35 protein-coding genes are annotated in these 25,042 nt (G+C 61.9%); 33 read left to right on the forward strand and 2 right to left on the reverse strand.

Annotation, left to right across the window (positions count from 1 at the left end):
• The 31 genes from fusA to ABSE61_RS20950 all read left to right on the forward strand — a co-directional run.
• Positions 1-1,875, forward strand: a 1,875-nt coding sequence (gene fusA, locus ABSE61_RS20800) for an elongation factor G (RefSeq protein ID WP_423873018.1), incomplete at its 5' end; no start/stop codon positions are given.
• A gap of 40 nt (positions 1,876-1,915) precedes the next feature.
• On the forward strand, positions 1,916-3,106 hold the full coding sequence (tuf, locus tag ABSE61_RS20805) for an elongation factor Tu (RefSeq protein ID WP_423873019.1): 1,191 nt from the start codon (positions 1,916-1,918) through the stop codon (positions 3,104-3,106).
• Between the two features lie 87 nt (positions 3,107-3,193).
• Positions 3,194-3,502: a 30S ribosomal protein S10 gene (rpsJ, locus tag ABSE61_RS20810; protein ID WP_422257210.1), complete on the forward strand. Its 309-nt coding sequence runs from the start codon at positions 3,194-3,196 to the stop codon at positions 3,500-3,502.
• A gap of 53 nt (positions 3,503-3,555) precedes the next feature.
• The gene (gene rplC / locus ABSE61_RS20815) at positions 3,556-4,281 is read left to right on the forward strand and encodes a 50S ribosomal protein L3 (RefSeq protein WP_423873020.1); all 726 of its coding nucleotides are present in this window, start codon (positions 3,556-3,558) and stop codon (positions 4,279-4,281) included.
• Entirely contained in the window at positions 4,282-4,902 is a 621-nt protein-coding gene (gene rplD, locus ABSE61_RS20820; RefSeq protein WP_423873021.1) for a 50S ribosomal protein L4, read from the forward strand.
• Positions 4,899-5,198: a 50S ribosomal protein L23 gene (locus ABSE61_RS20825; protein WP_423873022.1), complete on the forward strand. Its 300-nt coding sequence runs from the start codon at positions 4,899-4,901 to the stop codon at positions 5,196-5,198. Before rplD ends, ABSE61_RS20825 begins: the two co-directional genes overlap by 4 nt.
• 12 nt (positions 5,199-5,210) lie before the next feature.
• Positions 5,211-6,044, forward strand: coding sequence for a 50S ribosomal protein L2 (rplB, locus tag ABSE61_RS20830; protein WP_423873023.1), 834 nt, complete (start codon positions 5,211-5,213; stop codon positions 6,042-6,044).
• 13 nt (positions 6,045-6,057) lie between these two features.
• On the forward strand, positions 6,058-6,336 hold the full coding sequence (rpsS, locus tag ABSE61_RS20835; protein WP_159006278.1) for a 30S ribosomal protein S19: 279 nt from the start codon (positions 6,058-6,060) through the stop codon (positions 6,334-6,336).
• A gap of 10 nt (positions 6,337-6,346) precedes the next feature.
• Positions 6,347-6,727 carry a 50S ribosomal protein L22 gene (gene rplV / locus ABSE61_RS20840; protein ID WP_423873024.1) on the forward strand — a complete coding sequence of 127 codons (381 nt, stop codon included), beginning with the start codon at positions 6,347-6,349 and terminating at the stop codon, positions 6,725-6,727.
• 19 nt (positions 6,728-6,746) lie between these two features.
• Positions 6,747-7,454, forward strand: coding sequence for a 30S ribosomal protein S3 (gene rpsC, locus ABSE61_RS20845; RefSeq protein WP_423873025.1), 708 nt, complete (start codon positions 6,747-6,749; stop codon positions 7,452-7,454).
• A gap of 32 nt (positions 7,455-7,486) precedes the next feature.
• Positions 7,487-7,900 (forward strand): 50S ribosomal protein L16, encoded by a 414-nt coding sequence (gene rplP / locus ABSE61_RS20850; RefSeq protein ID WP_423873026.1) that lies wholly within the window; start codon positions 7,487-7,489, stop codon positions 7,898-7,900.
• 10 nt (positions 7,901-7,910) lie between these two features.
• Entirely contained in the window at positions 7,911-8,117 is a 207-nt protein-coding gene (rpmC, locus tag ABSE61_RS20855) for a 50S ribosomal protein L29 (protein ID WP_423873027.1), read from the forward strand.
• An 11-nt stretch (positions 8,118-8,128) separates the two neighbouring features.
• Positions 8,129-8,377: a 30S ribosomal protein S17 gene (gene rpsQ, locus ABSE61_RS20860; protein WP_423873028.1), complete on the forward strand. Its 249-nt coding sequence runs from the start codon at positions 8,129-8,131 to the stop codon at positions 8,375-8,377.
• Positions 8,378-8,462: 85 nt separating this feature from the next.
• Positions 8,463-8,831, forward strand: a complete 369-nt coding sequence (gene rplN / locus ABSE61_RS20865) for a 50S ribosomal protein L14 (RefSeq protein WP_072823614.1) — start codon at positions 8,463-8,465, stop codon at positions 8,829-8,831.
• The gene (gene rplX, locus ABSE61_RS20870; RefSeq protein WP_423873029.1) at positions 8,831-9,145 is read left to right on the forward strand and encodes a 50S ribosomal protein L24; all 315 of its coding nucleotides are present in this window, start codon (positions 8,831-8,833) and stop codon (positions 9,143-9,145) included. Before rplN ends, rplX begins: the two co-directional genes overlap by 1 nt.
• The gene (rplE, locus tag ABSE61_RS20875) at positions 9,138-9,695 is read left to right on the forward strand and encodes a 50S ribosomal protein L5 (RefSeq protein WP_423873030.1); all 558 of its coding nucleotides are present in this window, start codon (positions 9,138-9,140) and stop codon (positions 9,693-9,695) included. Before rplX ends, rplE begins: the two co-directional genes overlap by 8 nt.
• 48 nt (positions 9,696-9,743) lie before the next feature.
• Complete coding sequence (gene rpsN, locus ABSE61_RS20880) at positions 9,744-10,049, forward strand: 30S ribosomal protein S14 (protein WP_423873031.1); 306 nt, start codon at positions 9,744-9,746, stop codon at positions 10,047-10,049.
• 13 nt (positions 10,050-10,062) lie between these two features.
• A complete protein-coding gene (gene rpsH, locus ABSE61_RS20885) occupies positions 10,063-10,461 on the forward strand; it encodes a 30S ribosomal protein S8 (protein ID WP_423873032.1) in 399 nt (132 codons plus the stop codon).
• A 126-nt stretch (positions 10,462-10,587) separates the two neighbouring features.
• The gene (rplF, locus tag ABSE61_RS20890) at positions 10,588-11,121 is read left to right on the forward strand and encodes a 50S ribosomal protein L6 (RefSeq protein WP_423873033.1); all 534 of its coding nucleotides are present in this window, start codon (positions 10,588-10,590) and stop codon (positions 11,119-11,121) included.
• 11 nt (positions 11,122-11,132) lie between these two features.
• A complete protein-coding gene (gene rplR, locus ABSE61_RS20895) occupies positions 11,133-11,495 on the forward strand; it encodes a 50S ribosomal protein L18 (protein WP_423873034.1) in 363 nt (120 codons plus the stop codon).
• 57 nt (positions 11,496-11,552) lie between these two features.
• The gene (rpsE, locus tag ABSE61_RS20900) at positions 11,553-12,128 is read left to right on the forward strand and encodes a 30S ribosomal protein S5 (RefSeq protein ID WP_423873035.1); all 576 of its coding nucleotides are present in this window, start codon (positions 11,553-11,555) and stop codon (positions 12,126-12,128) included.
• 41 nt (positions 12,129-12,169) lie between these two features.
• Positions 12,170-12,361, forward strand: coding sequence for a 50S ribosomal protein L30 (gene rpmD, locus ABSE61_RS20905; RefSeq protein ID WP_423873036.1), 192 nt, complete (start codon positions 12,170-12,172; stop codon positions 12,359-12,361).
• Positions 12,362-12,389: 28 nt separating this feature from the next.
• Positions 12,390-12,878, forward strand: a complete 489-nt coding sequence (rplO, locus tag ABSE61_RS20910) for a 50S ribosomal protein L15 (protein WP_423873037.1) — start codon at positions 12,390-12,392, stop codon at positions 12,876-12,878.
• Positions 12,879-13,019: 141 nt separating this feature from the next.
• On the forward strand, positions 13,020-14,351 hold the full coding sequence (gene secY, locus ABSE61_RS20915; protein ID WP_423873038.1) for a preprotein translocase subunit SecY: 1,332 nt from the start codon (positions 13,020-13,022) through the stop codon (positions 14,349-14,351).
• A 262-nt stretch (positions 14,352-14,613) separates the two neighbouring features.
• Positions 14,614-15,468, forward strand: coding sequence for an adenylate kinase (locus ABSE61_RS20920; RefSeq protein ID WP_423873103.1), 855 nt, complete (start codon positions 14,614-14,616; stop codon positions 15,466-15,468).
• 273 nt (positions 15,469-15,741) lie between these two features.
• On the forward strand, positions 15,742-16,110 hold the full coding sequence (rpsM, locus tag ABSE61_RS20925) for a 30S ribosomal protein S13 (RefSeq protein ID WP_423873039.1): 369 nt from the start codon (positions 15,742-15,744) through the stop codon (positions 16,108-16,110).
• A gap of 132 nt (positions 16,111-16,242) precedes the next feature.
• The gene (gene rpsK, locus ABSE61_RS20930; RefSeq protein WP_072823637.1) at positions 16,243-16,632 is read left to right on the forward strand and encodes a 30S ribosomal protein S11; all 390 of its coding nucleotides are present in this window, start codon (positions 16,243-16,245) and stop codon (positions 16,630-16,632) included.
• 134 nt (positions 16,633-16,766) lie between these two features.
• Positions 16,767-17,786: a DNA-directed RNA polymerase subunit alpha gene (locus ABSE61_RS20935; protein ID WP_423873040.1), complete on the forward strand. Its 1,020-nt coding sequence runs from the start codon at positions 16,767-16,769 to the stop codon at positions 17,784-17,786.
• A 111-nt stretch (positions 17,787-17,897) separates the two neighbouring features.
• Positions 17,898-18,314 carry a 50S ribosomal protein L17 gene (rplQ, locus tag ABSE61_RS20940; protein WP_423873041.1) on the forward strand — a complete coding sequence of 139 codons (417 nt, stop codon included), beginning with the start codon at positions 17,898-17,900 and terminating at the stop codon, positions 18,312-18,314.
• Between the two features lie 315 nt (positions 18,315-18,629).
• Positions 18,630-19,424 (forward strand): SDR family NAD(P)-dependent oxidoreductase, encoded by a 795-nt coding sequence (locus tag ABSE61_RS20945; protein WP_423873042.1) that lies wholly within the window; start codon positions 18,630-18,632, stop codon positions 19,422-19,424.
• Positions 19,425-19,491: 67 nt separating this feature from the next.
• The gene (locus ABSE61_RS20950; protein ID WP_423873043.1) at positions 19,492-19,995 is read left to right on the forward strand and encodes a hypothetical protein; all 504 of its coding nucleotides are present in this window, start codon (positions 19,492-19,494) and stop codon (positions 19,993-19,995) included.
• 135 nt (positions 19,996-20,130) lie between these two features.
• On the opposite strand, the gene ABSE61_RS20955 is transcribed toward ABSE61_RS20950, so the two are convergent.
• Entirely contained in the window at positions 20,131-21,144 is a 1,014-nt protein-coding gene (locus tag ABSE61_RS20955; protein ID WP_423873044.1) for a zinc-binding alcohol dehydrogenase family protein, read from the reverse strand.
• A gap of 216 nt (positions 21,145-21,360) precedes the next feature.
• Here ABSE61_RS20955 and ABSE61_RS20960 point away from each other — a divergent pair, with 216 nt between their 5' ends.
• Both ABSE61_RS20960 and ABSE61_RS20965 read left to right on the forward strand, forming a co-directional pair.
• On the forward strand, positions 21,361-22,755 hold the full coding sequence (locus tag ABSE61_RS20960) for a DegQ family serine endoprotease (protein WP_423873045.1): 1,395 nt from the start codon (positions 21,361-21,363) through the stop codon (positions 22,753-22,755).
• The gene (locus tag ABSE61_RS20965; RefSeq protein ID WP_423873046.1) at positions 22,752-24,080 is read left to right on the forward strand and encodes a replication-associated recombination protein A; all 1,329 of its coding nucleotides are present in this window, start codon (positions 22,752-22,754) and stop codon (positions 24,078-24,080) included. Before ABSE61_RS20960 ends, ABSE61_RS20965 begins: the two co-directional genes overlap by 4 nt.
• 40 nt (positions 24,081-24,120) lie before the next feature.
• Here ABSE61_RS20965 and ABSE61_RS20970 read toward each other — a convergent pair whose 3' ends face one another.
• Positions 24,121-24,912 (reverse strand): LON peptidase substrate-binding domain-containing protein, encoded by a 792-nt coding sequence (locus tag ABSE61_RS20970; RefSeq protein WP_423873047.1) that lies wholly within the window; start codon positions 24,910-24,912, stop codon positions 24,121-24,123.
• Positions 24,913-25,042: the final 130 nt, after the last annotated feature.

The raw sequence follows: 25,042 nt of genomic DNA on the forward strand, positions 1-25,042 counted from the left end.
GCCACGACTGCGTTCTGGGACGGCAAGCGTCTGAACATCATCGACACCCCCGGCCACGTCGATTTCACGATCGAGGTCGAGCGTTCGCTGCGCGTCCTCGACGGCGCGGTATGCGTGCTCGATTCGAACCAGGGCGTGGAGCCCCAGACCGAGACCGTGTGGCGCCAGGGCGACAAGTACAAGGTTCCGCGTATCGTCTTCGCCAACAAGATGGACAAGACCGGCGCCGACTTCTTCAAGTGCCTTTCCGACATCGTCGATCGCCTCGGTGCCAAGCCGATCGCGATCCAGCTTCCGATCGGCGCCGAGAACAACTTCAAGGGTCTCATCGACCTCGTGAAGATGAAGGGCATCATCTGGAACGACGAATCGCTCGGCGCGAAGTTCGACTATGTCGACATTCCCGAAGACCTCCTCGATCAGGCCAAGGAATACCGCGAGAAGATGGTGGAAGCCGCCGTCGAGCTCGACGACGACGCCTTGGCGGCCTTCCTTGACGGCAATGAGCCGGATGAGGCGACGCTGAAGCGGCTGATCCGCAAGGCGGTGCTGACCGGCGCCTTCTATCCCGTGCTGTGCGGCTCGGCCTTCAAGAACAAGGGCGTGCAGCCGCTGCTCGACGCCGTGGTCGACTATCTGCCGTCACCAATCGACGTGCCCGCGATCAAGGGCACCGATGAGGACGGCAATGAAATCATTCGCAAGGCCGACGACAAGGAGCCGCTCGCGCTGCTCGCGTTCAAGATCATGGACGATCCGTTCGTGGGCACCATCACGTTCTGCCGTATCTATTCCGGCACGCTGATATCGGGCACCGGCGTCGTCAACTCGACGCGCGACCGCAAGGAACGTATCGGCCGCATGTTGCTGATGCATGCCAACAACCGCGAAGACATCAAGGAAGCCTATGCCGGCGACATCGTCGCGTTGGCGGGCCTGAAGGAAGCGCGCACCGGTGACACGCTGTGCGATCCGAGCAAGCCGGTGATTCTGGAAAAGATGGAATTCCCCGATCCGGTCATCGAGATCGCGATCGAGCCGAAGTCGAAGGCCGACCAGGAAAAGCTGGGCGTGGCGCTGGCGAAGCTTGCCGCGGAAGATCCGTCATTCCGCGTGTCGACCGATCAGGAGTCCGGCCAGACCATCCTCAAGGGCATGGGTGAACTCCATCTCGACATCAAGGTCGATATCCTCAGGCGTACCTACAAGGTCGACGCCAATATCGGCGCGCCGCAGGTGGCGTTCCGCGAACGGGTCACCCAGCGCGTCGAACACAGCTACACCCACAAGAAGCAGACCGGCGGTACCGGTCAGTTCGCCGCGATCACGATCGTGGTCGAGCCGAACGAACCCGGCAAGGGCTACGAATTCGAGTCCAAGGTCGTTGGCGGCGCGGTGCCGAAGGAATATATCCCCGGCGTCGAAAAGGGTCTGGAGAGCGTTTTGTCCTCCGGCGTGGTCGCGGGCTTCCCCGTGGTCGACGTCAAGGTGCAGCTGATCGACGGCAAGTATCACGACGTCGACTCCTCGGCACTGGCCTTCGAAATCGCGACCCGCGCCTGCTTCCGCGAAGCGCTGCAGAAGGGCAAGTCGGTCCTGCTCGAGCCGATCATGAAGGTCGAAGTGGTGACGCCGGAAGACTACACCGGCTCCGTCATCGGCGACCTGAACTCGCGGCGCGGCCAGATCCAGGGTCAAGACATGCGCGGCAATGCCAACGTCATCAACGCGATGGTGCCGCTCATGAACATGTTCGGTTACGTGAATAACCTGCGCTCGATGAGCCAGGGTCGTGCCACCTTTACGATGCAGTTCGACCACTACGCGGAAGCACCTGCGAACGTGTCGGCAGAAGTCCAGAAGAAGTTTGCCTGATTGTCGCTAGCGGGAGCTAACGACTGAACGGAGAGTCAAAATGGCCAAAGCAAAATTTGAACGTAATAAACCGCACTGCAACATTGGAACCATCGGTCACGTCGACCACGGCAAGACGTCGCTGACGGCGGCGATCACCAAGATCCTGGCCGAAACCGGCGGTGCGACGTTCACGGCGTACGACCAGATCGACAAGGCGCCGGAAGAAAAGGCGCGCGGCATCACGATCTCGACCGCTCACGTCGAGTACGAGACTGCGAACCGCCACTACGCCCACGTCGACTGCCCCGGCCACGCCGACTATGTGAAGAATATGATCACCGGCGCTGCCCAGATGGACGGCGCGATCCTGGTCGTGTCGGCTGCTGACGGCCCGATGCCGCAGACCCGCGAACACATCCTGCTCGCCAAGCAGGTCGGCGTGCCCGCCATGGTCGTGTTCCTCAACAAGTGCGACATGGTCGACGATCCGGAACTGCTCGAGCTCGTCGAGCTCGAAGTTCGCGAACTGCTCTCGAAGTACGACTTCCCGGGCGACAAGATCCCGATCATCAAGGGCTCGGCTCTCGCCGCCCTCGAAGACAAGGACAAGGCGCTTGGCCACGACGCCATCCTCGAGCTGATGAAGCATGTCGATTCCTACATCCCGCAGCCGGAGCGTCCGATCGACCAGCCGTTCCTGATGCCGGTGGAAGACGTGTTCTCGATCTCGGGCCGCGGCACCGTGGTCACCGGCCGTGTCGAACGCGGCATCGTCAAGGTTGGCGAGGAAATCGAGATCGTGGGCTTGCGCGCGACGCAGAAGACCATCGTCACCGGCGTTGAAATGTTCCGCAAGCTGCTCGATCAAGGCCAGGCGGGCGACAACATCGGCGCGCTGCTTCGCGGCACCAAGCGCGAGGAAGTCGAGCGCGGCCAGGTGCTGTGCAAGCCGGGTTCGGTCAAGCCGCACACCAAGTTCAAGGCCGAGGCCTACATCCTCACCAAGGAAGAGGGCGGACGTCATACCCCGTTCTTCACCAACTATCGGCCGCAGTTCTACTTCCGCACCACCGACGTGACCGGCGTCGTGCATCTGCCCGAAGGCACCGAAATGGTGATGCCGGGCGACAACATCGCGATGGAAGTGCACCTGATCGTGCCGATCGCGATGGAAGAAAAGCTCCGCTTCGCGATCCGTGAAGGTGGCCGCACCGTCGGCGCCGGCGTCGTCGCAAGCATCATCGAGTAAGCAGCGAATAGGAATGGCGAGTAGCGGGCGGATCGAAATCCATTCGCTGTTCGCTACTCGCCACTCTACGCAAAGAAAGACAACGGCATGAACGGCCAGAATATCCGCATCCGCCTCAAGGCGTTCGACCATCGAATTCTCGATTCGTCGACGCGTGAGATCGTGAATACGGCGAAACGGACCGGCGCCCAGGTTCGCGGACCCATTCCGCTGCCGACGCGCCTGGAGAAGTTCACGGTCAACCGTTCGCCGCATGTTGACAAGAAGAGCCGCGAGCAATTCGAGATGCGCACGCATAAGCGCCTTCTCGACATTGTCGACCCGACACCGCAGACCGTGGACGCGCTGATGAAGCTCGATCTGGCGGCCGGCGTCGACGTCGAAATCAAGCTCTAACCCTTTAAGCCGTCCGCTTCTCTCGGCGGACAGAAAGAACAGGAAGCACGCCGATGCGCTCCGGAGTGATCGCACAAAAGGTCGGGATGACGCGGGTCTTTACGGAGGCCGGCGAACATATCCCCGTGACCGTGCTGAAGCTGGGCAATTGCCAGGTGATCGGTCACCGCACGACCGAGAAGAACGGGTATGTTGCGCTTCAGCTCGGTTCGGGCTCGCGCAAGACCGTCTATATGCCGAAGGCCGAACGCGCGCAGTTCGCGGTGGCCAAGGTCGAGCCCAAGCGCAAGGTGACCGAGTTCCGCGTGTCGGAAGACGCGCTGATCCCGGTCGGCGCGGAAATCCAGGCCGACCACTTCGTCGTTGGCCAGTTCGTCGACGTCACTGGTACTTCGGTCGGTAAGGGTTTTGCCGGCGGCATGAAGCGCTGGAATTTCGGCGGTCTGCGCGCCACCCACGGCGTGTCGGTCTCGCACCGTTCGATCGGTTCGACCGGCGGTCGTCAGGACCCCGGCAAGACCTTCAAGAACAAGAAGATGCCCGGCCACATGGGCGTCGATCGCATCACCACGCTCAACCTTCGCGTCGTCCAGACCGATGTCGAGCGCGGACTGATCCTGGTCGAAGGCGCCGTTCCCGGCTCCAAGGGCGGATGGATCGCGGTGCGCGATGCCGTCAAGAAGCCGCTGCCGAAGGAAGCTCCGAAGCCCGGCAAGTTCAAGGTCGCCAATGGCGCTGAGCCCGCGGCTGAAGCGCCGGCCCAAGGGGAGGGCGCATAAATGGAACTGAAAGTCACGACCCTTGAAGGCAAAGCGGCCGGTTCGGTCGAGCTCTCCGAAGGCATCTTCGGTCTGGAGCCGCGCAAGGATATCATCCAGCGCTGCATACAGTGGCAGCTCAACAAGCGTCAGGCCGGTACCCACAAGGCCAAGGGCCGCGCCGAGATCTGGCGCACCGGCAAGAAGATGTACAAGCAGAAGGGCACCGGTGGCGCCCGTCACGGCTCGGCCCGCGTGCCGCAGTTCCGCGGCGGTGGCCGTGCGTTCGGTCCCGTCGTGCGCTCGCATGCGACCGATCTGCCGAAGAAGGTCCGCGCGCTCGCGCTTCGACATGCGCTCTCGGCCAAGGTCAAGGACGGCAGCCTGATCGTCATTGATAAGGCAGCTCTCGAAGCCGCCAAGACCAAGGCGCTGATCGGGCACTTCTCCGGATTGGGCGTCACCAACGCGCTGATCATCGACGGCGCCGAGCTGCACACCGGTTTTGCGACCGCTGCGCGCAACATTCCCAATATCGACGTGCTGCCGATCCAGGGTATCAACGTCTACGACATTCTCCGCCGCGAGAAGCTGGTGCTGACCAAAGCGGCGCTCGATGCGTTGGAGGCGCGCTTCAAATGAAGACTATCGATCCGCGCCATTACGACATCATCGTCTCTCCCGTCGTCACCGAAAAGGCGACGATGGCCTCCGAACACAACAAGGTGGTGTTCAGGGTCGCGAGCAAGGCTACCAAGCCGCAGATCAAGGAAGCCGTCGAGAAGCTGTTTGACGTCAAGGTCAAGCGCGTCAACACGCTGGTGCGCAAGGGCAAGACCAAGGTTTTCCGCGGCAGTTTCGGTTCGCAGTCGGATGTGAAGCGGGCGGTGGTGACCCTCGAAGAGGGCCACCGCATCGACGTCACTACCGGACTATAAGGCGGCACAGCGATGGCACTTAAAACATTCAATCCCACGACGCCGGGCCAGCGCCAGCTGGTGATGGTCGATCGTTCGAGCCTCTACAAGGGCAAGCCGGTCAAGACGCTCACCGAGGGCAAGCATTCCTCGGGCGGACGCAATGCGACCGGCCGCATCACCGTGCGTTTCCGCGGCGGCGGCCACAAGCAGGCTTACCGCGTCGTCGACTTCAAGCGCACCAAGGTCGACATGCCCGCGACCGTCGAGCGGCTGGAATACGATCCGAACCGCACCGCCTTCATTGCGCTGGTGAAGTACACCGACGGCACCCAGGCCTATATCCTGGCGCCGCAGCGGCTCGCGGTTGGCGATACGGTCGTCGCCGGCAACTATGTCGACGTCAAGCCGGGCAATGTGATGCCGCTCGGCAACATGCCGGTCGGCACCATCGTCCACAATGTCGAACTCAAGATCGGCAAGGGCGGCCAGCTCGCGCGCTCGGCCGGCACCTACGCCCAGGTCGTCGGTCGCGACCAGGACTACGTGATCGTCCGCCTGAACTCGGGCGAACAGCGTTTGGTTCACGGCCGCTGCACCGGCACCATCGGCGCAGTGTCGAACCCCGATCACATGAACATTTCGATCGGCAAGGCCGGCCGCAACCGTTGGCTTGGCCGCAAGCCGCATAACCGCGGCGTTTCGATGAACCCGATCGACCATCCGCACGGCGGCGGCGAAGGCCGTACCTCGGGCGGTCGTCACCCGGTGACGCCGTGGGGCAAGCCGACCAAGGGCAAGAAGACGCGGTCGAACAAGTCGACCAACCGATTCATTCTCATTAGCCGCCACAAGCGGAAGAAGTAAGGAACGCCGGACCATGGTTCGTTCAGTCTGGAAAGGCCCGTTTGTCGAGGGATCGCTGCTCAAGAAGGCGGACACCGCGCGTGCGTCCGGTCGTCATGACGTGATCAAGATCTGGAGCCGCCGCTCGACCATCCTGCCGCAATTCGTCGGCCTGGTGTTCGGCGTCTACAACGGCCAGAAGCACGTGCCGGTCTCGGTGAACGAGGAAATGGTCGGTCACAAGTTCGGCGAGTTTTCGCCGACGCGGACCTTCCACGGCCATTCGGGCGACAAGAAAGCCAAGAAGGCTTGAGGATTAAGCGATGAGCAAACCAAAGCGCGAACGGAGCCTCCCCGATAACGAGGCCAAGGCGATCGCCAGGATGCTGCGGGTCAGCCCGCAGAAGCTCAATCTTGTTGCGCAGTTGATTCGCGGCAGGAAGGCAGCGGCGGCGCTTGCGGACCTGCAATTCTCGCGCAAGCGGATCGCGGTCGATGTCAAGAAGTGCCTGGAATCGGCGATCGCGAACGCCGAAAACAACCACGACCTCGATGTCGACGATCTCGTCGTCGCCGAGGCCCATGTCGGCAACGGCATCGTGATGAAGCGTTTTGCCCCGCGCGGCCGTGGCCGTTCGGGTCGGGTTTTCAAACCGTTCTCGCAACTGACAATCGTCGTTCGTCAGGTCGAGGCGAGCGCTTAAACAGGCGCGGGAGAATAAAATGGGTCAGAAGATCAATCCGATCGGGCTGCGTCTCGGCATCAACCGGACCTGGGATTCCCGTTGGTTCGCCGGCAAGAACGAGTACGGCAAGCTGTTGCACGAGGACGTCAAGATCCGCGAGATCCTGCACAAGGAGCTCAAGCAGGCGGCTGTCGCCAAGATCGTGATAGAGCGGCCGCACAAGAAGTGCCGCGTGACCATCCACTCGGCGCGTCCGGGCGTCGTGATCGGCAAGAAGGGCGCCGACATCGACAAGCTGCGCAAGCGCGTGGCCGACATCACCGCTTCAGACGTCGTCATCAACATCGTTGAAATTCGCAAGCCCGAACTCGATGCGACCCTGGTCGCCGAATCGATCGCGCAGCAGCTTGAGCGCCGCGTCGCATTCCGCCGCGCCATGAAGCGCGCGGTGCAGTCGGCGATGCGTCTGGGCGCCGAGGGCATCCGCATCAACTGCTCGGGCCGTCTCGGCGGCGCCGAAATCGCGCGCATGGAGTGGTATCGCGAAGGCCGCGTGCCGCTGCACACGCTGCGCGCCGACATCGACTACGGTGTGGCCACCGCGTTCACGACGTTCGGCACTTGCGGCGTCAAGGTCTGGATCTTCAAGGGTGAAATCCTCGAGCACGATCCGATGGCCCAGGACAAGAAAATGGCCGAAGGCGACAGCGGACGGCCGCCCCGCCGCGACAACGCAGCGGCTTGAAGAGAACAGAGAAGGTTTGAGGGCTTAACGCCATGATGCAACCCAAGAAAACGAAGTTCCGGAAGGCGCATAAGGGCCGTATCCACGGCACCGCGACTTCAGGCGCGACGTTGTCGTTCGGTCAGTACGGTCTGAAGGCGATGGCGCCCGAGCGCGTCACCGCGCGTCAGATCGAGGCCGCCCGCCGCGCGCTGACCCGTCACATGAAGCGCGCCGGCCGCGTCTGGATCCGCGTATTCCCGGACGTTCCGGTGTCGAAGAAGCCCGCCGAAGTACGCATGGGCTCTGGCAAGGGTACGCCCGAATTGTGGGTGGCGCGGGTCAAGCCCGGCCGCGTTCTGTTCGAAATCGACGGCGTGACGGTGCAGACCGCCAAGGAAGCGCTTTCGCTCGCCGCCGCCAAGCTGCCGATCAAGACGCGCTTTGTCGAGCGCATTGCGGAATAGGGAAACGGCCATGGCCCAGATGAAAACTGCCGATATCCGCGCGATGAGCCCCGATCAGATGGACGACGCGGTCGTCAATCTGAAGAAGGAGCGCTTCAACCTGCGCTTCCAGCGCGCCACCGGGCAGCTGGAAAATACCTCGCGGCTGCGTGAAGCCCGCCGCGACATCGCCCGTATCAAGACCGTAGCCGCGCAAGCGCGCACGAAGAAGAAGTAGAGGATAGGCCAATGCCGAAACGTACGCTTCAAGGCGTGGTCGTCAGCGACAAGCAAGCCAAGACGGTTGTGGTGCGCGTCGATCGCCGCTTCACCCACCCGATCTACAAGAAGACGATCCGCCGGTCGAAGAACTATCACGCGCACGACGAGGACAACTCGTTCAAGCCGGGTGACACCGTGTGGATCGAGGAAAGCAAGCCGATCTCGAAGTTGAAGCGCTGGACCGTGGTCCGGGGTGAACATCAGAAGACGGCTTAAGGTCGGTTCGGCTTTAAGCCGATCCGGTCAAATGGAAATTTTTTAAGCGCGACTTTGCGCAAGCAGAAGAGGACGAGGTGCATCAATGATTCAGATGCAGACCAACCTCGACGTGGCCGATAATTCAGGCGCACGCCGTGTCATGTGTATCAAGGTGCTCGGGGGTTCCAAGCGCCGTTACGCCACCGTGGGCGACATCATTGTGGTGTCGATCAAGGAAGCAATTCCGCGCGGCAAGGTGAAGAAGGGCGACGTGATGAAGGCCGTGGTGGTGCGGGTCCGCAAGGACATCCGCCGTCCCGACGGCTCGGTCATCCGCTTCGACCGCAACGCCGCCGTTCTGATCAACAACCAGGCCGAGCCGGTCGGCACCCGTATCTTCGGGCCCGTGCCGCGCGAGCTGCGCGCCAAGAACCACATGAAGATCATTTCGCTCGCTCCGGAGGTGCTGTGATGGCTGCCAAGATCCGGAAAGGTGACAAGGTCATCGTGCTGTCGGGCCGCGACAAGGGTCGCACTGGAGAAGTGTTCGAGGTGCGTCCCGCCGACAGCAAGGCGCTGGTGCGCGGTGTCAACCTCGTCAAGCGCCACCAGAAGCAGACCCAGAACCAGGAGGGCGGCATCATCTCGAAAGAGGCGCCAATCCACCTGTCCAACATCGCGATCGTCGGCAAGGACGGCAAGCCGACCCGCGTAGGTTTCAAGATTCAGGCGGATGGCGCCAAGGTACGCATCGCCAAACGCTCGGGAGCAGAGATCGATGGCTGAGACCGCATACACCCCGCGCCTGCGCGCGGAATATGACAAGAGCATTCGCGGCAAGCTGACCGAGCAGTTCGGCTATGCCAACATCATGCAGGTGCCGCGTCTCGACAAGGTCGTGCTCAACATGGGCGTCGGCGAAGCCGTCAACGACCGCAAGAAGGCGGAAGTAGCAGCCGCCGACCTGTCGTTGATCGCCGGCCAGAAAGCTCTCGTGACCTATTCGCGCGTCGCGATTTCGACCTTCAAGCTGCGCGAGAACCAGCCGATCGGCTGCAAGGTCACGCTGCGCAAGGCCAAGATGTACGAGTTCATCGACCGCCTGGTGACCGTTGCGCTGCCCCGCGTGCGCGACTTCCGCGGCCTCAATCCGAAGAGCTTCGATGGCCGCGGCAACTATTCGCTCGGCATCAAGGAGCACATCATTTTCCCCGAAATCGACTTCGAGAAGTCGGGCGAGGCGTGGGGCATGGACATCACGGTGTGCACCACTGCGGCTAGCGACGAAGAAGCAAGAGCATTGTTGACCGCATTCAATTTCCCGTTCCGGCAGTGAGACGCGAGACAAAACGCCTCTCAAACGCGGAACCATAAGGAGCCAGGCATGGCAAAGAAGAGTTCAGTCGAGAAGAACAACCGGCGCAAGCGGATGTCCAAGAACGCCGCTCCCCAGCGCGCGAAGCTGAAGGCCATCATCGCCGACAAGACGAAGCCGATGGAAGAGCGGTTTGCGGCGACGCTGAAGCTCGCCGAGATGCCGCGCAATTCGTCGCCGACCCGGATTCGCAACCGTTGCGAACTGACCGGACGTCCGCGCTCGGTTTATCGCAAGAACAAGCTTTCCCGTATCGCGCTGCGCGAACTCGGCTCCAAGGGCCTGGTTCCCGGGCTCGTGAAGTCGAGCTGGTAAGGAGGGTCGGTCCATGTCAACGCACGATCCAATCAGCGATCTCATCACCCGCATCCGCAATGCGCAGATGCGTGCCAAGCCCAAGGTTTCGACCCCGGGCTCGAAGATGCGCGCCAATGTGCTCGAAGTGCTCAAGGCGGAAGGCTATATTCGCGGCTACGCCAGCGTGGAACACGCCTCGGGCCGCAGCGAGCTCGAGATCGAGCTGAAATATTTCGACGGCGAGCCCGTGATCCGCGAGATCGAGCGGGTATCCAAGCCCGGGCGTCGTGTTTACGCTTCGGTGAAGAACCTGCCGCGCATCAACAACGGGCTCGGCATTTCGGTGTTGTCGACGCCGAAGGGAATCATGGCTGACCACGACGCGCGCGACGCGAATGTGGGCGGCGAAATTCTCTTTACGGTGTTCTAGTGCGCATTCCGCAAAAGTGGAGACCGGTTTTGCGACAAGAATGCGCACAAACTTTTAAATCGACGCATTTTCTGCGGCGAACCGGCGTCCACTTCGCCGGAAAATGCTAGGTTAGGAGCTAGAACGATGTCACGTATCGGCAAAAGGCCTGTGACGATCCCCTCGGGCGTTACCGCGACCGTCGAGGGACAGACCGTGAAGATGAAGGGGCCGAAGGGCCAGCTTTCCTTCATCGTGCACGACGACGTCGAGGTGAAGTTCGACAAGGGCGTGGTGACGGTTGCGCCCCGCGTCAAGACCAACCGCGCACAGGCCATGTACGGCACTGCGCGCGCGCAGGTGGCGAACCTCGTTGCCGGCGTCACCAAGGGTTTCGAGAAGAAGCTCGAAATCAACGGCGTCGGCTATCGTGCGGCGTTGCAGGGCAAGAACCTGCAGCTCGCGCTCGGCTACAGCCACGACGTGGTCTACGCGATCCCGGAAGGCATCGCGATCACCGTGCCGAAGCCGACCGAGATCGTCATTGTCGGCAACGACAGCCAGCGCGTCGGCCAGGTCGCAGCGGAAATCCGCAGCTACCGTCCGCCGGAGCCCTACAAGGGCAAGGGCGTGAAGTATTCCGATGAATTTATCTTCCGCAAGGAAGGCAAGAAGAAGTAACGGAGCCGGTCATGTCGAGATTGAAAGCTACGAATGCCCGGCGCACGCAACGCGTGAGGCTTGCGCTGCGCCGTTCGGCGAACGGCCGGCCGCGCCTGTCGGTGTTTCGTTCGTCGAAGCACATCTACGCCCAGGTCATCGACGACCTGAAGGGTGAGACGCTGGCTTCGGCCTCATCTTTGGAAAAGACGATGCGCGACGGCGGCAAGACCGGCGCCAACATCGATGCGGCGAAAGCGGTCGGCAAGCTCTTGGCAGAGCGCGCCGTGAAGAACGGCGTGACCGAAGTGGTGTTCGACCGCGGCGGGTATCTCTATCACGGCCGCGTCAAGGCGCTCGCGGATGCCGCGCGCGAAAGCGGACTGAGCTTCTAGGATTTAAGGTTTTTACGGACACGGGGCCTTTAAGCCTCTCAAGGATTGGAAAACACCATGGCAGGTGAACGCGAACGCGGCGGACGCGACCGAAGCAATAATCGCGAAGAGCGCGATAGCGAATTCGTCGACAAGCTCGTCCACATCAACCGTGTGGCGAAGGTGGTCAAGGGCGGCAAGCGCTTCGGCTTTGCGGCGCTGGTCGTGATTGGCGACCAGAAGGGCCGGGTCGGGTTCGGCCACGGCAAGGCGCGCGAAGTCCCCGAAGCGATCCGAAAAGCAACGGATGCCGCCAAGCGCAACCTAACGCGGGTGGCGCTGCGCGAAGGCCGCACGCTGCATCACGATATCGCCGGCCGTCACGGTGCGGGCCGCGTTTACCTGCGTGCGGCACCGGCCGGTACCGGCATCATCGCCGGCGGCCCGATGCGCGCCGTGTTCGAGACGCTGGGCATCCAGGACGTGGTGGCGAAGTCGATCGGCTCGTCGAACCCCTACAACATGGTTCGCGCGACGTTCGACGCGCTGAAGCATCAGGATTCGCCGCGTTCGGTTGCGGCTCGCCGCAACATCAAGGTGTCGACGCTGCAGTCGCGCCGGATCGGCGGCGACGCCGAAGTGGTCGCCGAATAACAACATCCGCGCTTTATCGGCGCGCTACGGAGTTCAAGACGATGGCCAAGGCCGCAAAAACGATCAAGGTCGAGCAGACCGGCAGCGCGATCCGCCGCCACCATTCGCAGCGCGAGACGTTGATCGGGTTAAATCTCAACAAGATCGGCCGCGTGAGCGAACTCAATGACACGCCTGCCATTCGCGGCATGATCGCCAAGGTTCAGCATCTCGTCCGTGTCGTCGGCGAGTAATGATATCTAAGAGATAAGGAAGATTACGATGAAGCTCAGCGATATCGCCGACAACGCCGGCTCCCGCAAGAAGCGGATGCGCGTCGGCCGTGGCATCGGCTCGGGCAAGGGCAAGACCGCAGGCCGCGGCGGCAAGGGCCAGACCGCGCGTTCCGGCGTGCGCATCAAGGGCTTTGAGGGCGGTCAGATGCCGCTGCATCGGCGACTGCCGAAGCGTGGCTTCAACAATATCTTCCGCCTCGAGTTTGCCGAGATCAATCTCGACCGTCTTCAAGAGGCCGTCGATTCCAAGCTGGTCGACGCCAAGGAAACGGTCACGGCTGAATCGCTGGTGAAGGCGGGTGTGGTTCGGCGCTCCAGGGACGGCGTGCGGCTGCTCGGGCGCGGCGAACTCAAGGTCAAGCTCACGATCGAGGTTCACGGCGCTTCCAAGCCCGCAATCGCGGCCGTCGAGAAGGCCGGCGGCTCGGTGAAAATCCTGGCGCCGGTGGCCAAGGACGAAGGCGAGGCGGCGTAACATCTGCGTCATCGGTTGAACCGGCATGGCCAAATTGCCGGGCAAACGATGGACTTATCGCCGCGGAACACCAGATAATGCCGCGCAGCCGGCCTTGTAAGGGCGGACGCGGGCGAGGGGCGGCGGGAGAAAGCCTTAAAGATGGTTTCAGCAGCAGAACAATTAGCGGCCAACATCAATTTCGGCGCCTTCGCCAAGGCCGATGAGCTGAAGAAGCGTATCTGGTTCACGCTCGGCGCGTTGCTGGTCTACCGCCTCGGCACCTACATTCCGCTGCCCGGCATCGATCCCAACATCTGGGAACAGGTCTTCCGCTCCCAGGCAGGCGGCATTCTCGGGATGTTCAATATGTTCGCCGGCGGTGGCATCCACCGCATGGCGATCTTTGCGCTCAACATCATGCCGTATATCTCGGCCTCGATCATCATTCAGCTCCTGACCACCGTGTCGCCCCAGCTCGAAGCCTTGAAAAAGGAAGGCGAGGCGGGCCGCAAGACGCTGAACCAGTACACGCGCTATCTCACCGTGATCCTCGCCGCCTTCCAGTCCTACGGCATTGCGGTCGGGCTCGAGGGTGCGGGCAATGTGGTCAGCGACCCCGGAATGTTCTTCCGCCTTTCGACCGCGATCACGCTGACCGGCGGCACCATGTTCCTGATGTGGCTCGGCGAGCAGATCACCTCGCGCGGCATCGGCAACGGCATCTCGCTGATCATTCTGTCGGGCATCGTCGCCGAATTGCCGTCCGCCATCGCCAACATGCTGGAACTCGGCCGCCAAGGGGCGCTGTCGACCGGTCTTATCCTGGTCGTGATCGTGATGGCGGTCGCCGTGATCGCCTTCATCGTGTTCATGGAACGCGCGCAGCGGCGGCTCCTGATCCAGTATCCGAAGCGTCAGGTCGGCAACAAGATGTTCGAGGGCCAGTCCTCGCATCTGCCGCTCAAGCTGAATACATCGGGCGTCATTCCTCCGATCTTCGCCTCTTCGCTGTTGTTGCTGCCGACCACAGTTGCCAATTTCAATGCCGGTCACGGGCCGGAATGGTTTCAATGGATCACGACGCAGCTCGGCCACGGCCGTCCGCTGTTCCTGATTCTCTATCTCGCGCTGATCGTGTTCTTCGCGTTCTTCTACACCGCGATCGTGTTCAACCCGACCGAGACCGCCGACAACCTCAAGAAGCATGGCGGCTTCATTCCGGGCATCCGGCCGGGCGAGCGCACCGCCGAATATATCGACTATGTGCTGTCGCGAATCACGGTGCTGGGTGCGATCTACCTCGCGATCGTCTGTCTGATCCCCGAAATCCTGATTTCCTATGCTTCGGTGCCGTTCTATTTCGGCGGTACCTCGCTTCTGATCGTGGTCAGCGTGACCATGGATACGGTGGCGCAGGTTCAGGGATATCTGCTCGCCCATCAATATGAGGGGCTCATCCGAAAGTCGAAGTTGCGCGGCCGTCGCCGCTAGTCACGCTGGTCGGCGGCCTGCAATTTTTGCGCTGCGTCGCGACAGACGCCCGCCGATTTGATTGATTTTGAATCGCGGGTGTGCGGTGATGCACTCCGCAAGCATGATCCGGGGCTGAAGGTTTGCGTTGGCGCAAATCGCACGCCGGATTTTCCTGCAACAGTGGCTGAAGACGTTCGGGCGGGAACATGTCCGAACAAGACGGGGCGTGACGCGCGATTCATCTGGAATCCGTCAGGCTCCAGTGGGGGCGGAACGAAAAATGAGACTGATTCTTCTCGGGCCCCCGGGCTCAGGCAAGGGAACGCAGGCCCAGCGGCTGATTCACCGCTACGGGATCGTTCAGCTCTCCACCGGCGAGATGCTGCGTGCCGCAGTGGCGGCGCAGACGCCCGTGGGGCTGAGGGCCAAGGACATCATGGCGGGCGGGGGCCTGGTGCCGGACGAGGTCGTGGTCAGTATTATCTCTGACCGGCTGGACCAGCCGGATGCCGCGAACGGCTTCATCCTCGACGGCTTTCCACGCACGGTGCCGCAGGCCCAAGCGCTGGACGATCTCCTGAAGAAAAAACGCCTCAAGCTCGATGCCGTCATCGAACTGCGGGTCAATGAAAGCGCACTGTTGCAGCGGGTCGAAACCCGGGCGGCTGAAACACGGGCACGCGGCGAAGTGGTCCGGGTCGACGATACCCCGGAAGTGCTGGTCAAGCGGCTGGCGAGCTACCGGACCCTGACCGAGCCCCTGATTCACTACTACTCCGAGCGCCGCAAGTTGCTGACGGTCGATGGCATGATGACCATCGAGCACGTCACACACGAAATCGGCCGGATCCTGACCGCCATCGGGGCTGTGGAACCCAAAACGGCCCAGAAGGTCCACAAAAAACCAGCGGCAAAGGCCGTCAGCCAGAAAGCCTCCAAATCGACAAAAAAAGCCTCGGTCGGGGCCGGGAAGGCCGCCAAAGCGAGCCTAAAGGGTCCCAAGAAGGCCAGTGCCAAAAAGCAGGTCAAGAAGCGGGCCGGCAGAGCCGCCTCAGGCGCGCGGAAACGGCTGGCTGCGGGGGCAAACAGGGCCGCCAGAAAGGCGCCGAAAAAGGCAGGGAAACGGCGCGCTTAAGGCTTGGAGACGGTTGACGAAACCCGCTTCAATCCTTTAATAAGCGCCATCCAAGTCGGATAGTTTCAAACGATGCCGGGCCCCAAGATATCGCGGGGAGGGCGTCGTGTTCGCGTTTGTGGACACCTGCCCGAGACGGAGCATGATCGGCGGAAAATCGTAAGACGGTTTTCGTTAAACGATCATGCCCAAGCGAAGACAAAAGCGCGATCGCGCAAAAGATCATGGCCGCTTTCCCTTGAGATCAAGGGATCGGCGACAGGAGAGAAGTTCGTGGCCCGTATTGCCGGTGTGAATATCCCGACCAACAAGCGCGTGGTGATCGCGCTCCAATACATCCATGGCATCGGTCAGAAGCATGCTGCCGACATCATGGAGAAGGTCAAGATTCCTGATGACCGTCGCGTCAGCCAGTTGAGCGACCAGGAAGTCCTGCAGATCCGCGAAGTGATCGACCGCGACTATATGGTCGAGGGCGATCTTCGTCGCGAAGTCGGCATGAACATCAAGCGTCTGATGGACCTCGGCTGCTATCGCGGCCTGCGCCATCGCCGCGGGTTGCCGGTGCGTGGTCAGCGCACCCATACCAACGCCCGCACGCGCAAGGGCCCGGCCAAGTCGATCGCCGGCAAGAAGAAATAATTGGCGAGTTGCGAATGGCGAATCGCGGGTAGGGCAAAAAACTCTATTCGCTATTGCCACTCACTATTCGCCCATTGAGGTGTAGCCGCTGGCATTACGGCGGCGTTTGAGATCGTTAGAAAGGTTTTTTAAATGGGCAAGGATGCCACCCGCGTACGCCGCCGTGAGCGCAAGAACATCGCTTCCGGTGTGGCGCATGTGAATTCGTCGTTCAACAACACCACCATCACGATCACCGATGCGCAGGGCAACACCATTGCCTGGTCGTCGGCGGGCACGATGGGTTTCAAGGGTTCGCGCAAGTCGACCCCCTATGCCGCGCAGGTCGCCGCTGAAGACGTCTCCAAGAAGGCGCAGGAACACGGCATGCGCACGCTGGAAGTTGAAGTTGCAGGCCCCGGCTCGGGCCGTGAATCGGCGCTTCGTGCGCTGCAGGCTGCGGGCTTCACCGTTACCTCGATCCGCGACGTGACGACGATCCCGCACAATGGTTGCCGTCCGCGCAAGCGCCGGCGGGTTTGATGCTTTGAAGTGGCCGGCGGTCTCCGCCGGCTTTTGGAGTTTTGAGAAGATTGAAAGCCGCGGGACTTTTTCCCGCGATGTCTCCAACGCCAGTGACGTCGTCCCCCCGTCGACTGGCCCATGGGTGAAAAACAGTGACGATCCAGAAAAATTGGCAAGAACTGATCCGGCCGAACAAGCTCCAGGTAACTGCGGGCCATGAGGCGACCCGTTTTGCGACGCTGGTCGCCGAACCGCTCGAGCGTGGTTTCGGCCAGACGCTCGGCAACGCGCTTCGCCGCATCCTGCTCTCCTCGCTGCAGGGCGCGGCCGTGCAGTCGGTGCACATCGACGGCGTGCTGCACGAGTTCTCCTCGATCGCAGGCGTCCGCGAGGACGTCACCGACATCGTGCTGAACATCAAGGACATCTCGATCAAGATGCAGGGCGAAGGCCCCAAGCGCATGGTCGTGAAGAAGCAGGGCCCGGGCGTCGTGACCGCCGGTGACATCCAGACCGTCGGCGACGTCACCGTGCTCAACCCCGATCTCCAGATCTGCACGCTCGACGAGGGCGCCGAGATCCGCATGGAGTTCACGGTCTCCTCGGGCAAGGGCTATGTCGCCGCCGAGCGCAACCGCCCCGAAGACGCGCCGATCGGCCTGATCCCGGTCGACGCCCTTTATTCTCCGGTCCGCAAGGTCTCCTACAAGGTCGAGAACACCCGCGAGGGCCAGATCCTCGACTACGACAAGCTCACCATGACGATCGAAACCAACGGCGCGATCTCGCCGGAAGACTCGGTGGCCTATGCCGCGCGCATCCTGCAGGATCAGCTCAACGTATTCGTCAACTTCGAAGAGCCGCGCAAGGAAGTCGCCCAGGAGATCATCCCGGACCTCGCCTTCAACCCGGCCTTCCTCAAGAAGGTGGACGAGCTCGAACTGTCGGTGCGTTCGGCCAACTGCTTGAAGAACGACAACATCGTCTATATCGGCGACCTCGTGCAGAAGTCGGAAGCCGAAATGCTCCGCACCCCGAACTTCGGCCGCAAGTCGCTCAACGAAATCAAGGAAGTGCTGGCCCAGATGGGTCTGCACCTCGGCATGGAAGTGCCGGGCTGGCCGCCGGAGAATATCGACGAGCTCGCCAAGCGCTTCGAGGATCACTACTAAGCGAAACAAAGCGCGATCTCACGGTCGCGCTTTTACAATGGGCGAACGCAGGCAGCCCACCTGAGGAATGTCGGACGAACCGTCGCGACAATTTAAACGAGGAATAGTTTCATGCGTCACGGCAAGGTTCACCGCAAACTCAACCGCACCGCCGAGCATCGCCGCGCGATGTTCGCCAATATGTGCGCCTCTCTGATCAAGCATGAGCAGATCGTCACCACGCTGCCGAAGGCCAAGGAACTGCGCCCCATCGTCGAGAAGCTCGTGACACTCGGCAAGAAGGGTGGCCTCTCGATGCGCCGCCAGGCGATCTCCGAGATGCGCGATCTCGATCAGGTCAAGAAGCTGTTCGACGTTCTGGCGCCCCGCTACAAGGACCGTCACGGCGGCTATACCCGCATCATCAAGGCCGGCTTCCGCTACGGCGACAATGCGGCGATGGCGGTGATCGAATTCGTCGATCGCGACGTCGACGCCAAGGGCCTGGATTCCGGCCCGGTGCAGGAAAAGGAAGCCGAGGCGGCGTAACGCCTCAAGAAAGCGAATTTGGTTCAAAGCGGCGCCTTGAGCGCCGCTTTTTTGTTGGAAGCCGACGAACTCTCCCTGTCATGCCCCGCCACCGGGTCGGCGCGAAGCGCCGCCCGATGACAGGCTCCGGCGGTGCATCCAGCATCCCAGAGGCTTCTCCTGGAACTCCGCTGCCTCTGGAATACTGGATCGTCCGGTCGAGCCGGACGATGACAGCGCGCTTGGGACGGCCGCTATCCCGGACGTGATCCCGTGCCAGTTGCGGCTGCAGCCGACGCACACGATATCTCCATCGCGAGTAGATGGAGATGACACATGAAAATCGATCTTTCCGGAAAGACAGCGCTGGTCACAGGCTCGACCGCCGGCATCGGCTACGCCGTCGCCAAGGGGCTGGCGGCGGCCGGCAGCGCCGTCGTGCTCAACGGGCGGGGCAAGCCGCGGGTCGATGAGGCGGCGGCCAGGCTTGCCAAGGAGGTGCCGGGCGGCAAGGTCCGCGGCATTGCCGCAGACGTCTCGACCGCGGCAGGCTGCAACGAGTTGGTCGCAGCACTTCCCGAAGTGGACATCCTCATCAACAATGCCGGGATTTTCGAACCGAAGAACTTCTTCGAGATTCCCGATGAGGACTGGAGTCGTTTCTTCGAGGTCAATGTGATGTCGGGCGTGCGGCTGTCGCGCGCCTATTTGCCCGCCATGCTGAAGCGCAACTGGGGCCGCATCGTTTTCATTTCTTCCGAATCCGCGCTGAATATCCCGACCGAGATGATCCACTACGGCACGACCAAGACCGCGCAGTTGTCGATCTCGCGCGGACTGGCCAAACTCACGCGCGGCACCGGCGTCACCGTCAATGCCGTCTTGCCCGGCCCGACCATGTCGGAGGGCGTCGAGGGTTTCGTGAAGGACCTCGCCAAACAGAACGGCAAGTCGGAGGCGGAAGCGGCCGGTCAGTTCGTTAGACAGCACCGCCCGAGTTCGCTGCTGCAGCGCTTTGCCAGCGTCGACGAAATCGCCAATATGGTGGTCTATGTCTCTTCCGAAGAGGCCTCCGCGACCAACGGCGCAGCACTTCGGGCCGAGGGCGGTATCGTCGACACCATTGCCTGAGGGGGCTAATGGCTGATTTTCGCAGAAGCTGTGCTAGGCTCGTCCCGTGAAATCACGGGACGCGAACATGAGCAGGCTGGGGCGTGCGATCTTTTCCGTTGTGACGATCCTGTCGTTGATGTGGCCACTGGCGTCGGCGCACGCCGATCAGGCCTTTCAGCGCCTGATGCCGCTGCTGGTCGATCTCGACGGATGGCAGGGCAAGAAGCCGGACGGCATGTCGATGGAGATGCCGAACGGCAGCATGACCACCGCCACCCGCGAATATCAGAAGGGCCCGGCGCGGGTGAACGCTTCGGTGATGGTTGGGCAGGTTGCCGCCGGCGCGCTGGCGCCGATGCAGGCGGGGATGAACATCACGACCAGCGAAGGCCATATGCTCTCAGGCAACATGCACGGCATGCAGGTGCTGAAGAATTACACCACGGCGCAGAAGTCCGGCGCGCTTTTGGTCGCGCTCGACAAGGAGGCGATGTTCAGCCTCTCCTATAACGGACTGTCCGAGGACGAAGCGCTGGCGCTCGCCGAAAAGTTCGACTGGAAAGCGATCCAGGCCGCCACGAAGAAGTAGAAGTTTTTCTCGTCGTCCCCGCGAAAGCGGGGACCCATAGCCACAGAGTGATTTTCGAAGGCCGTCAACCGGGCTGCCTTATTGAAAAATCACGCGGTATGGGTCCCGGCGTGCGCCGGGACCACGGAGGACGCGTTACCACCCCTCCAGCACGATCTTGCCGCGCGACTTTCCGCTTTCCAGAAGCGCATGCGCGCGCTTCAGGTTGGCCGCATTGATCGTCCCGAAGCTCTCACCGAGCGTGGTTTTCAATACCCCCTTGTCGACGAGGTCGGCGACGTCGTTGAGCAGGTTGTGCTGGCCGATCATGTCCGGCGTCTGGAACGACGAGCGCGTGAACATCGACTCCCAATGAATGGAGATCGATTTGCCCTTGAAGACGCTGACGTTGAATTCTGAGGGATCGTCGATCAATCCATAGCGGCCCTGCGGCGCCATGATGTCTGCCAAGGCCTTGTAATACTGATCGGTGTTGGTGAGGCTTGCGACCAACGCCAGCGGTGGGAATTTCAGCTTCTCGATTTGCACTTTCAACGGCTGCGCGTGATCGATCACCGCGTGCGCGCCGAGGTCGATGCACCACTTCTGCGATTCCGGCCGCGACGCCGTGGCGACCACCGTCAATTCCGTCAGGCGTCGCGCGAGTTGAATCATGATGGAGCCGACGCCGCCGGCGCCGCCAACGACCAGCAGCGTGCGGGGATCCACGCTTTTTCCGGGCACCGCACCGAGCCGTTCGAATAGTAGTTCCCAGGCGGTGAGCGAAGTCAGGGGCAGGGCGGCGGCTTGCGCAAACGATAGCGTCTTCGGCTTAGCCCCGACGATCCGCTCATCGACCAGATGAAACTCCGAATTGGTGCCTTGGCGCTGGATCGAACCGGCGTAAAAAACCTCGTCGCCCGGCTTGAACAGCGTCACCTCGGGCCCGACCGCATCGACGACACCGGCCGCGTCATAGCCCAAAATCTTGAATTCACCTTCGGGAGGTGCGGCGCGCTTGCGGACCTTGTAGTCAACGGGATTGGCGGAGATCGCCTTGACGGCCACGCGGATGTCCCGGCCCTTCGGTTCTGGCTTTGCGGCCTCGAAATCAATCAGGGCATCAAGGGCCTCGACTGGAAGCGATTTTTTGTATCCGACGGCCCTCATCCGGCAGTTCTCCTTTTAGGGGTGCAAGTCTTAACGGTGCCGCGCCCATAAAATCGGCGGTAAGCGCCAATTGCAAGCCTTTGCCGGGAGGCGGCGTTTCTGTCTCTTTGACGTCAGATTGCCCGCTCCTGTGGCCGTGCAAAAAGGGGCCTATTTACTTCTAATCGCGGGCTTAGGCCCCTATATTTGGCCTCTGAATCTCTAGGGAAACCTTTCATGATTGCGGTTCGGTTCTTCGCGGCGCTGTTCGTAGTCAACCTCGCTGCCACACCTGCACTGGCGCAGGAGCGGCGCGTGCCGTCTTCGGCGGCCGAGTTGCGGCTCTCCTACGCGCCGATCGTGCAGCGGGTGCAGCCGGCGGTCGTCAATGTCTACGCCGCCAAAACGGTGCAGGACCGCAATCCCTTGCTCGACGATCCGATTTTCCGCCGCTTCTTCGGCGTGCCCGGCCAGATGCCTGAGCAGGTGCAGCGCTCGCTCGGTTCGGGCGTGATGGTCGATCCGTCCGGTCTGGTCGTGACCAACAACCACGTCATCGAGGGCGCCGATCAGGTCAAGGTCTCGCTCTCGGACAAACGCGAGTTCGAGGCCGAGATCGTGCTCAAGGACTCCCGAAGCGACCTTGCGGTGCTTCACCTGAAGGATGTCCACGAGAAATTCCCGACGCTCGACTTTGCCAATTCCGACGAGTTGCAGGTCGGCGACGTCGTGCTTGCGATCGGCAATCCCTTCGGCGTCGGCCAGACCGTCACCCACGGCATCATCTCGGCGCTGGCACGGACGCAAGTCGGCATCACCGACTATCAGTTCTTCATCCAGACCGATGCAGCGATCAATCCCGGCAATTCCGGCGGCGCGCTGGTCGACATGACCGGCAAGCTCGCGGGCATCAACACCGCGATCTTCTCGCGCTCCGGCGGCTCGCAAGGCATCGGCTTTGCAATCCCCGCCAATATGGTGCGCGTCGTGGTGGCCTCGGCCCGAAGCGGCGGCAAGGCCGTGAAGCGGCCGTGGCTCGGCGCGCGGTTGCAGGCAGTGACGCCGGAGATCGCCGAGACGATTGGGCTGCGCCGTCCGAGCGGCGCGCTCGTCGCCAACATCGTTCCCGGCAGTCCGGCGGCGCGCGCCGGGCTCAAACTGTCCGATCTGATCGTCGCCATCGAAGGGCAGGCGGTCGATGATCCCAATGCCTTTGACTACCGCTTCGCCACGCGCCCGCTCGGCGGGGTGGCCGAGATCGACGTGCAGCGCGGCGGCAAGCCGGTCAGACTGACGATTCCGCTCGAGACCGCGCCCGACGTCGGACGGAATGAGATCGTGCTGACGACGCGCTCGCCGTTCCAGGGGGCGAAGGTCGCCAATATCTCGCCGGCAGTCGCCGACGAAATGCACCTGGATGCGGATACGGAAGGCGTGGTCGTGACGGAACTTGCCGATGGCAGCACGGCGGCCAATGTCGGCTTTCAGAAGGGTGACATCATCCTTGCCGTGAACAGCCAGAAAATCGTCAAGACCAACGATCTTGAGAAGGCGACGCGCGATAGTTCGCGGCTCTGGCGAATCCAGATCGTGCGCGGCGGCCAGCAAATCAACGTCACGCTCGGCGGATGAGCCGCAAACCAAGACAAGAAGGCACGAGCCTGTTCGCCGCCGCGGGGCTGTCGCAGGATGCGCCGCATCCGTTGCCTGACCGGATGCGTCCGCGCGCGCTCGCCGACGTCGTTGGCCAGGATCACATTCTGGGACCGGATGGCGCGCTGACGCGCATGCTGGAGACCCGCACGCTTGGTTCGCTGATCTTCTGGGGACCGCCCGGCACCGGCAAGACCACCGTGGCGCGGCTCTTGGCGGATGCGACCGAACTGCATTTCGAACAGATATCCGCGGTGTTTTCCGGCGTCGCGGATCTGAAGAAAGTGTTCGATGCGGCGCGCGCCCGGCGCGAGACCGGCAAGGGTACGCTGCTTTTCGTCGACGAGGTGCACCGATTCAACCGCGCGCAACAGGATTCGTTTCTTCCCGTGATGGAAGACGGCACCGTGGTGCTGGTCGGCGCCACCACCGAAAATCCGTCGTTCGAGCTCAACGCGGCGTTGTTGTCGCGCGCGCGCGTGCTGGTATTTCATTCGCTCGACGCGAGTGCGATTGAAAAACTGTTCGTTCATGCCGAGACAATCGAGGGGCGGCAGTTGCCACTCGATACTGACGCCCACGCCGCGCTGGTGCGCATGGCCGATGGCGACGGCCGCGCTGCGCTGACCTTGGCCGAAGAGGTCTGGCGTTCGGCGCGCGGCGGCGAAGTCTTCGATGCGGTACAGTTGCAAACGATCCTGCAGCGCCGGGCGCCGATCTACGACAAATCGGCCGACGGGCATTACAACCTGATCTCGGCGCTGCACAAATCGGTGCGCGGCTCCGATCCCGACGCAGCGCTCTATTATCTCGCGCGTATGATGGATGCCGGCGAAGACCCGCTGTTTCTCGCACGGCGCGTGGTGCGGATGGCGGTGGAAGACATCGGCCTTGCCGATCCACAGGCGCTCGTGATCTGCAACGCCGCCAAGGACGCCTATGACTTTCTGGGCTCGCCGGAAGGCGAACTCGCGATCGCACAAGCCGTGATCTATCTCGCCACCGCGCCGAAATCGAACGCGGCCTACAGGGCGTTTGGCGCGGCGATGCGCGCCGCGAAGGAAGGCGGGTCGCTGTTGCCGCCAAAGCATATTTTGAATTCGCCGACCAAACTGATGAAACAGGAAGGCTACGGCGAGGGTTACGATTACGACCACGACGCGCCGGACGCATTCTCCGGACAGGATTATTTCCCTGACGCGTTGGGGCGACAGACTTTTTACGATCCGCCCGATCGCGGTTTCGAACGCGAAATCCGCAAGCGCTTGGACTATTGGGCAAAGCTCAGGCGCGAGCGGAAATAACTGGTGACGCTCATGTCGACGGAATGCGCCCGCGCCCGCCTCAAGAAGGCGGCCCGTCTTTCATCCAGGCGAGAATGAGTTCGAGCCTTGCGATCACGTCGTTCGTCTCCAGGATTTGCTGGGTCTTCCCGATACCTACCTCCATGAGATTAACCACGACGTTGGCGAAGACGCCGGGTTCTCTGGAATAGCGGTGCAAGGCATAAGGCGGCGGAGTCCGGGTGTAAGCCTGGTATGCATCGAAAATCTCGCGCATGAGGGCGAATGCCGTTGCGTCAAACTCATGTAGGTCCTGGACCGGCTCGACTTCGGCTGCCAGAAAGTCGTGGCCGCCTGCTTTAGTAATGATGGCGCGTTCCGCGCAGGAGACCTTCACGCGGAGCGTTCCGTTCGGCATGGTCATATGGTGAAGGATGTCGGCCCTCACGCCCACCGGATAAAGTGCGTCGAAATCCGGATCATCGTCATCCATCCGCTTCTGGGTAACGACAAACAGGCGCCCATCTCCCGATAACGCGGCTTCGACGGCGCGTCGCGTCTTTTCACGTCCGACCCAGATCGGCGAAATCGTCTGCGGGAAGAAAACGACATCGCGCATTGGAGCGACGGGCAGGAGAATGCCGCTGCCGGGCGAGGAGGTCGGTGATTTTCGGGGCGGCGCAAGCATCGACTGGCTCGCCTGAATGGCGGCCGCCAGCACATTCCAATCGTGGAGTCCGAGAGTCTTGGCAATGATCTCAAGACTTTCGCTGTGAGTGATAGAGACCGATTTGGTTTTGAGGGCGTCGCGCAGCGTCTGCGCCATAACCTTGGCATCGCGAAAATCGCGCATGGCAAAACCTCTGCATTGGCGAACGAGAAGGGTCAGACGCTTGCGTTACTGACTCGTTCGCTTTGGCAAAGGAGGCCTGAAGCGGCTTGATACGTTCACCATCCCGACAGGGGCGCAAGCAGCGGGTCGT

The sequence above is a fragment of the Bradyrhizobium sp. genome (assembly GCF_049519115.1).
GTDB lineage: Bacteria > Pseudomonadota > Alphaproteobacteria > Rhizobiales > Xanthobacteraceae > Bradyrhizobium.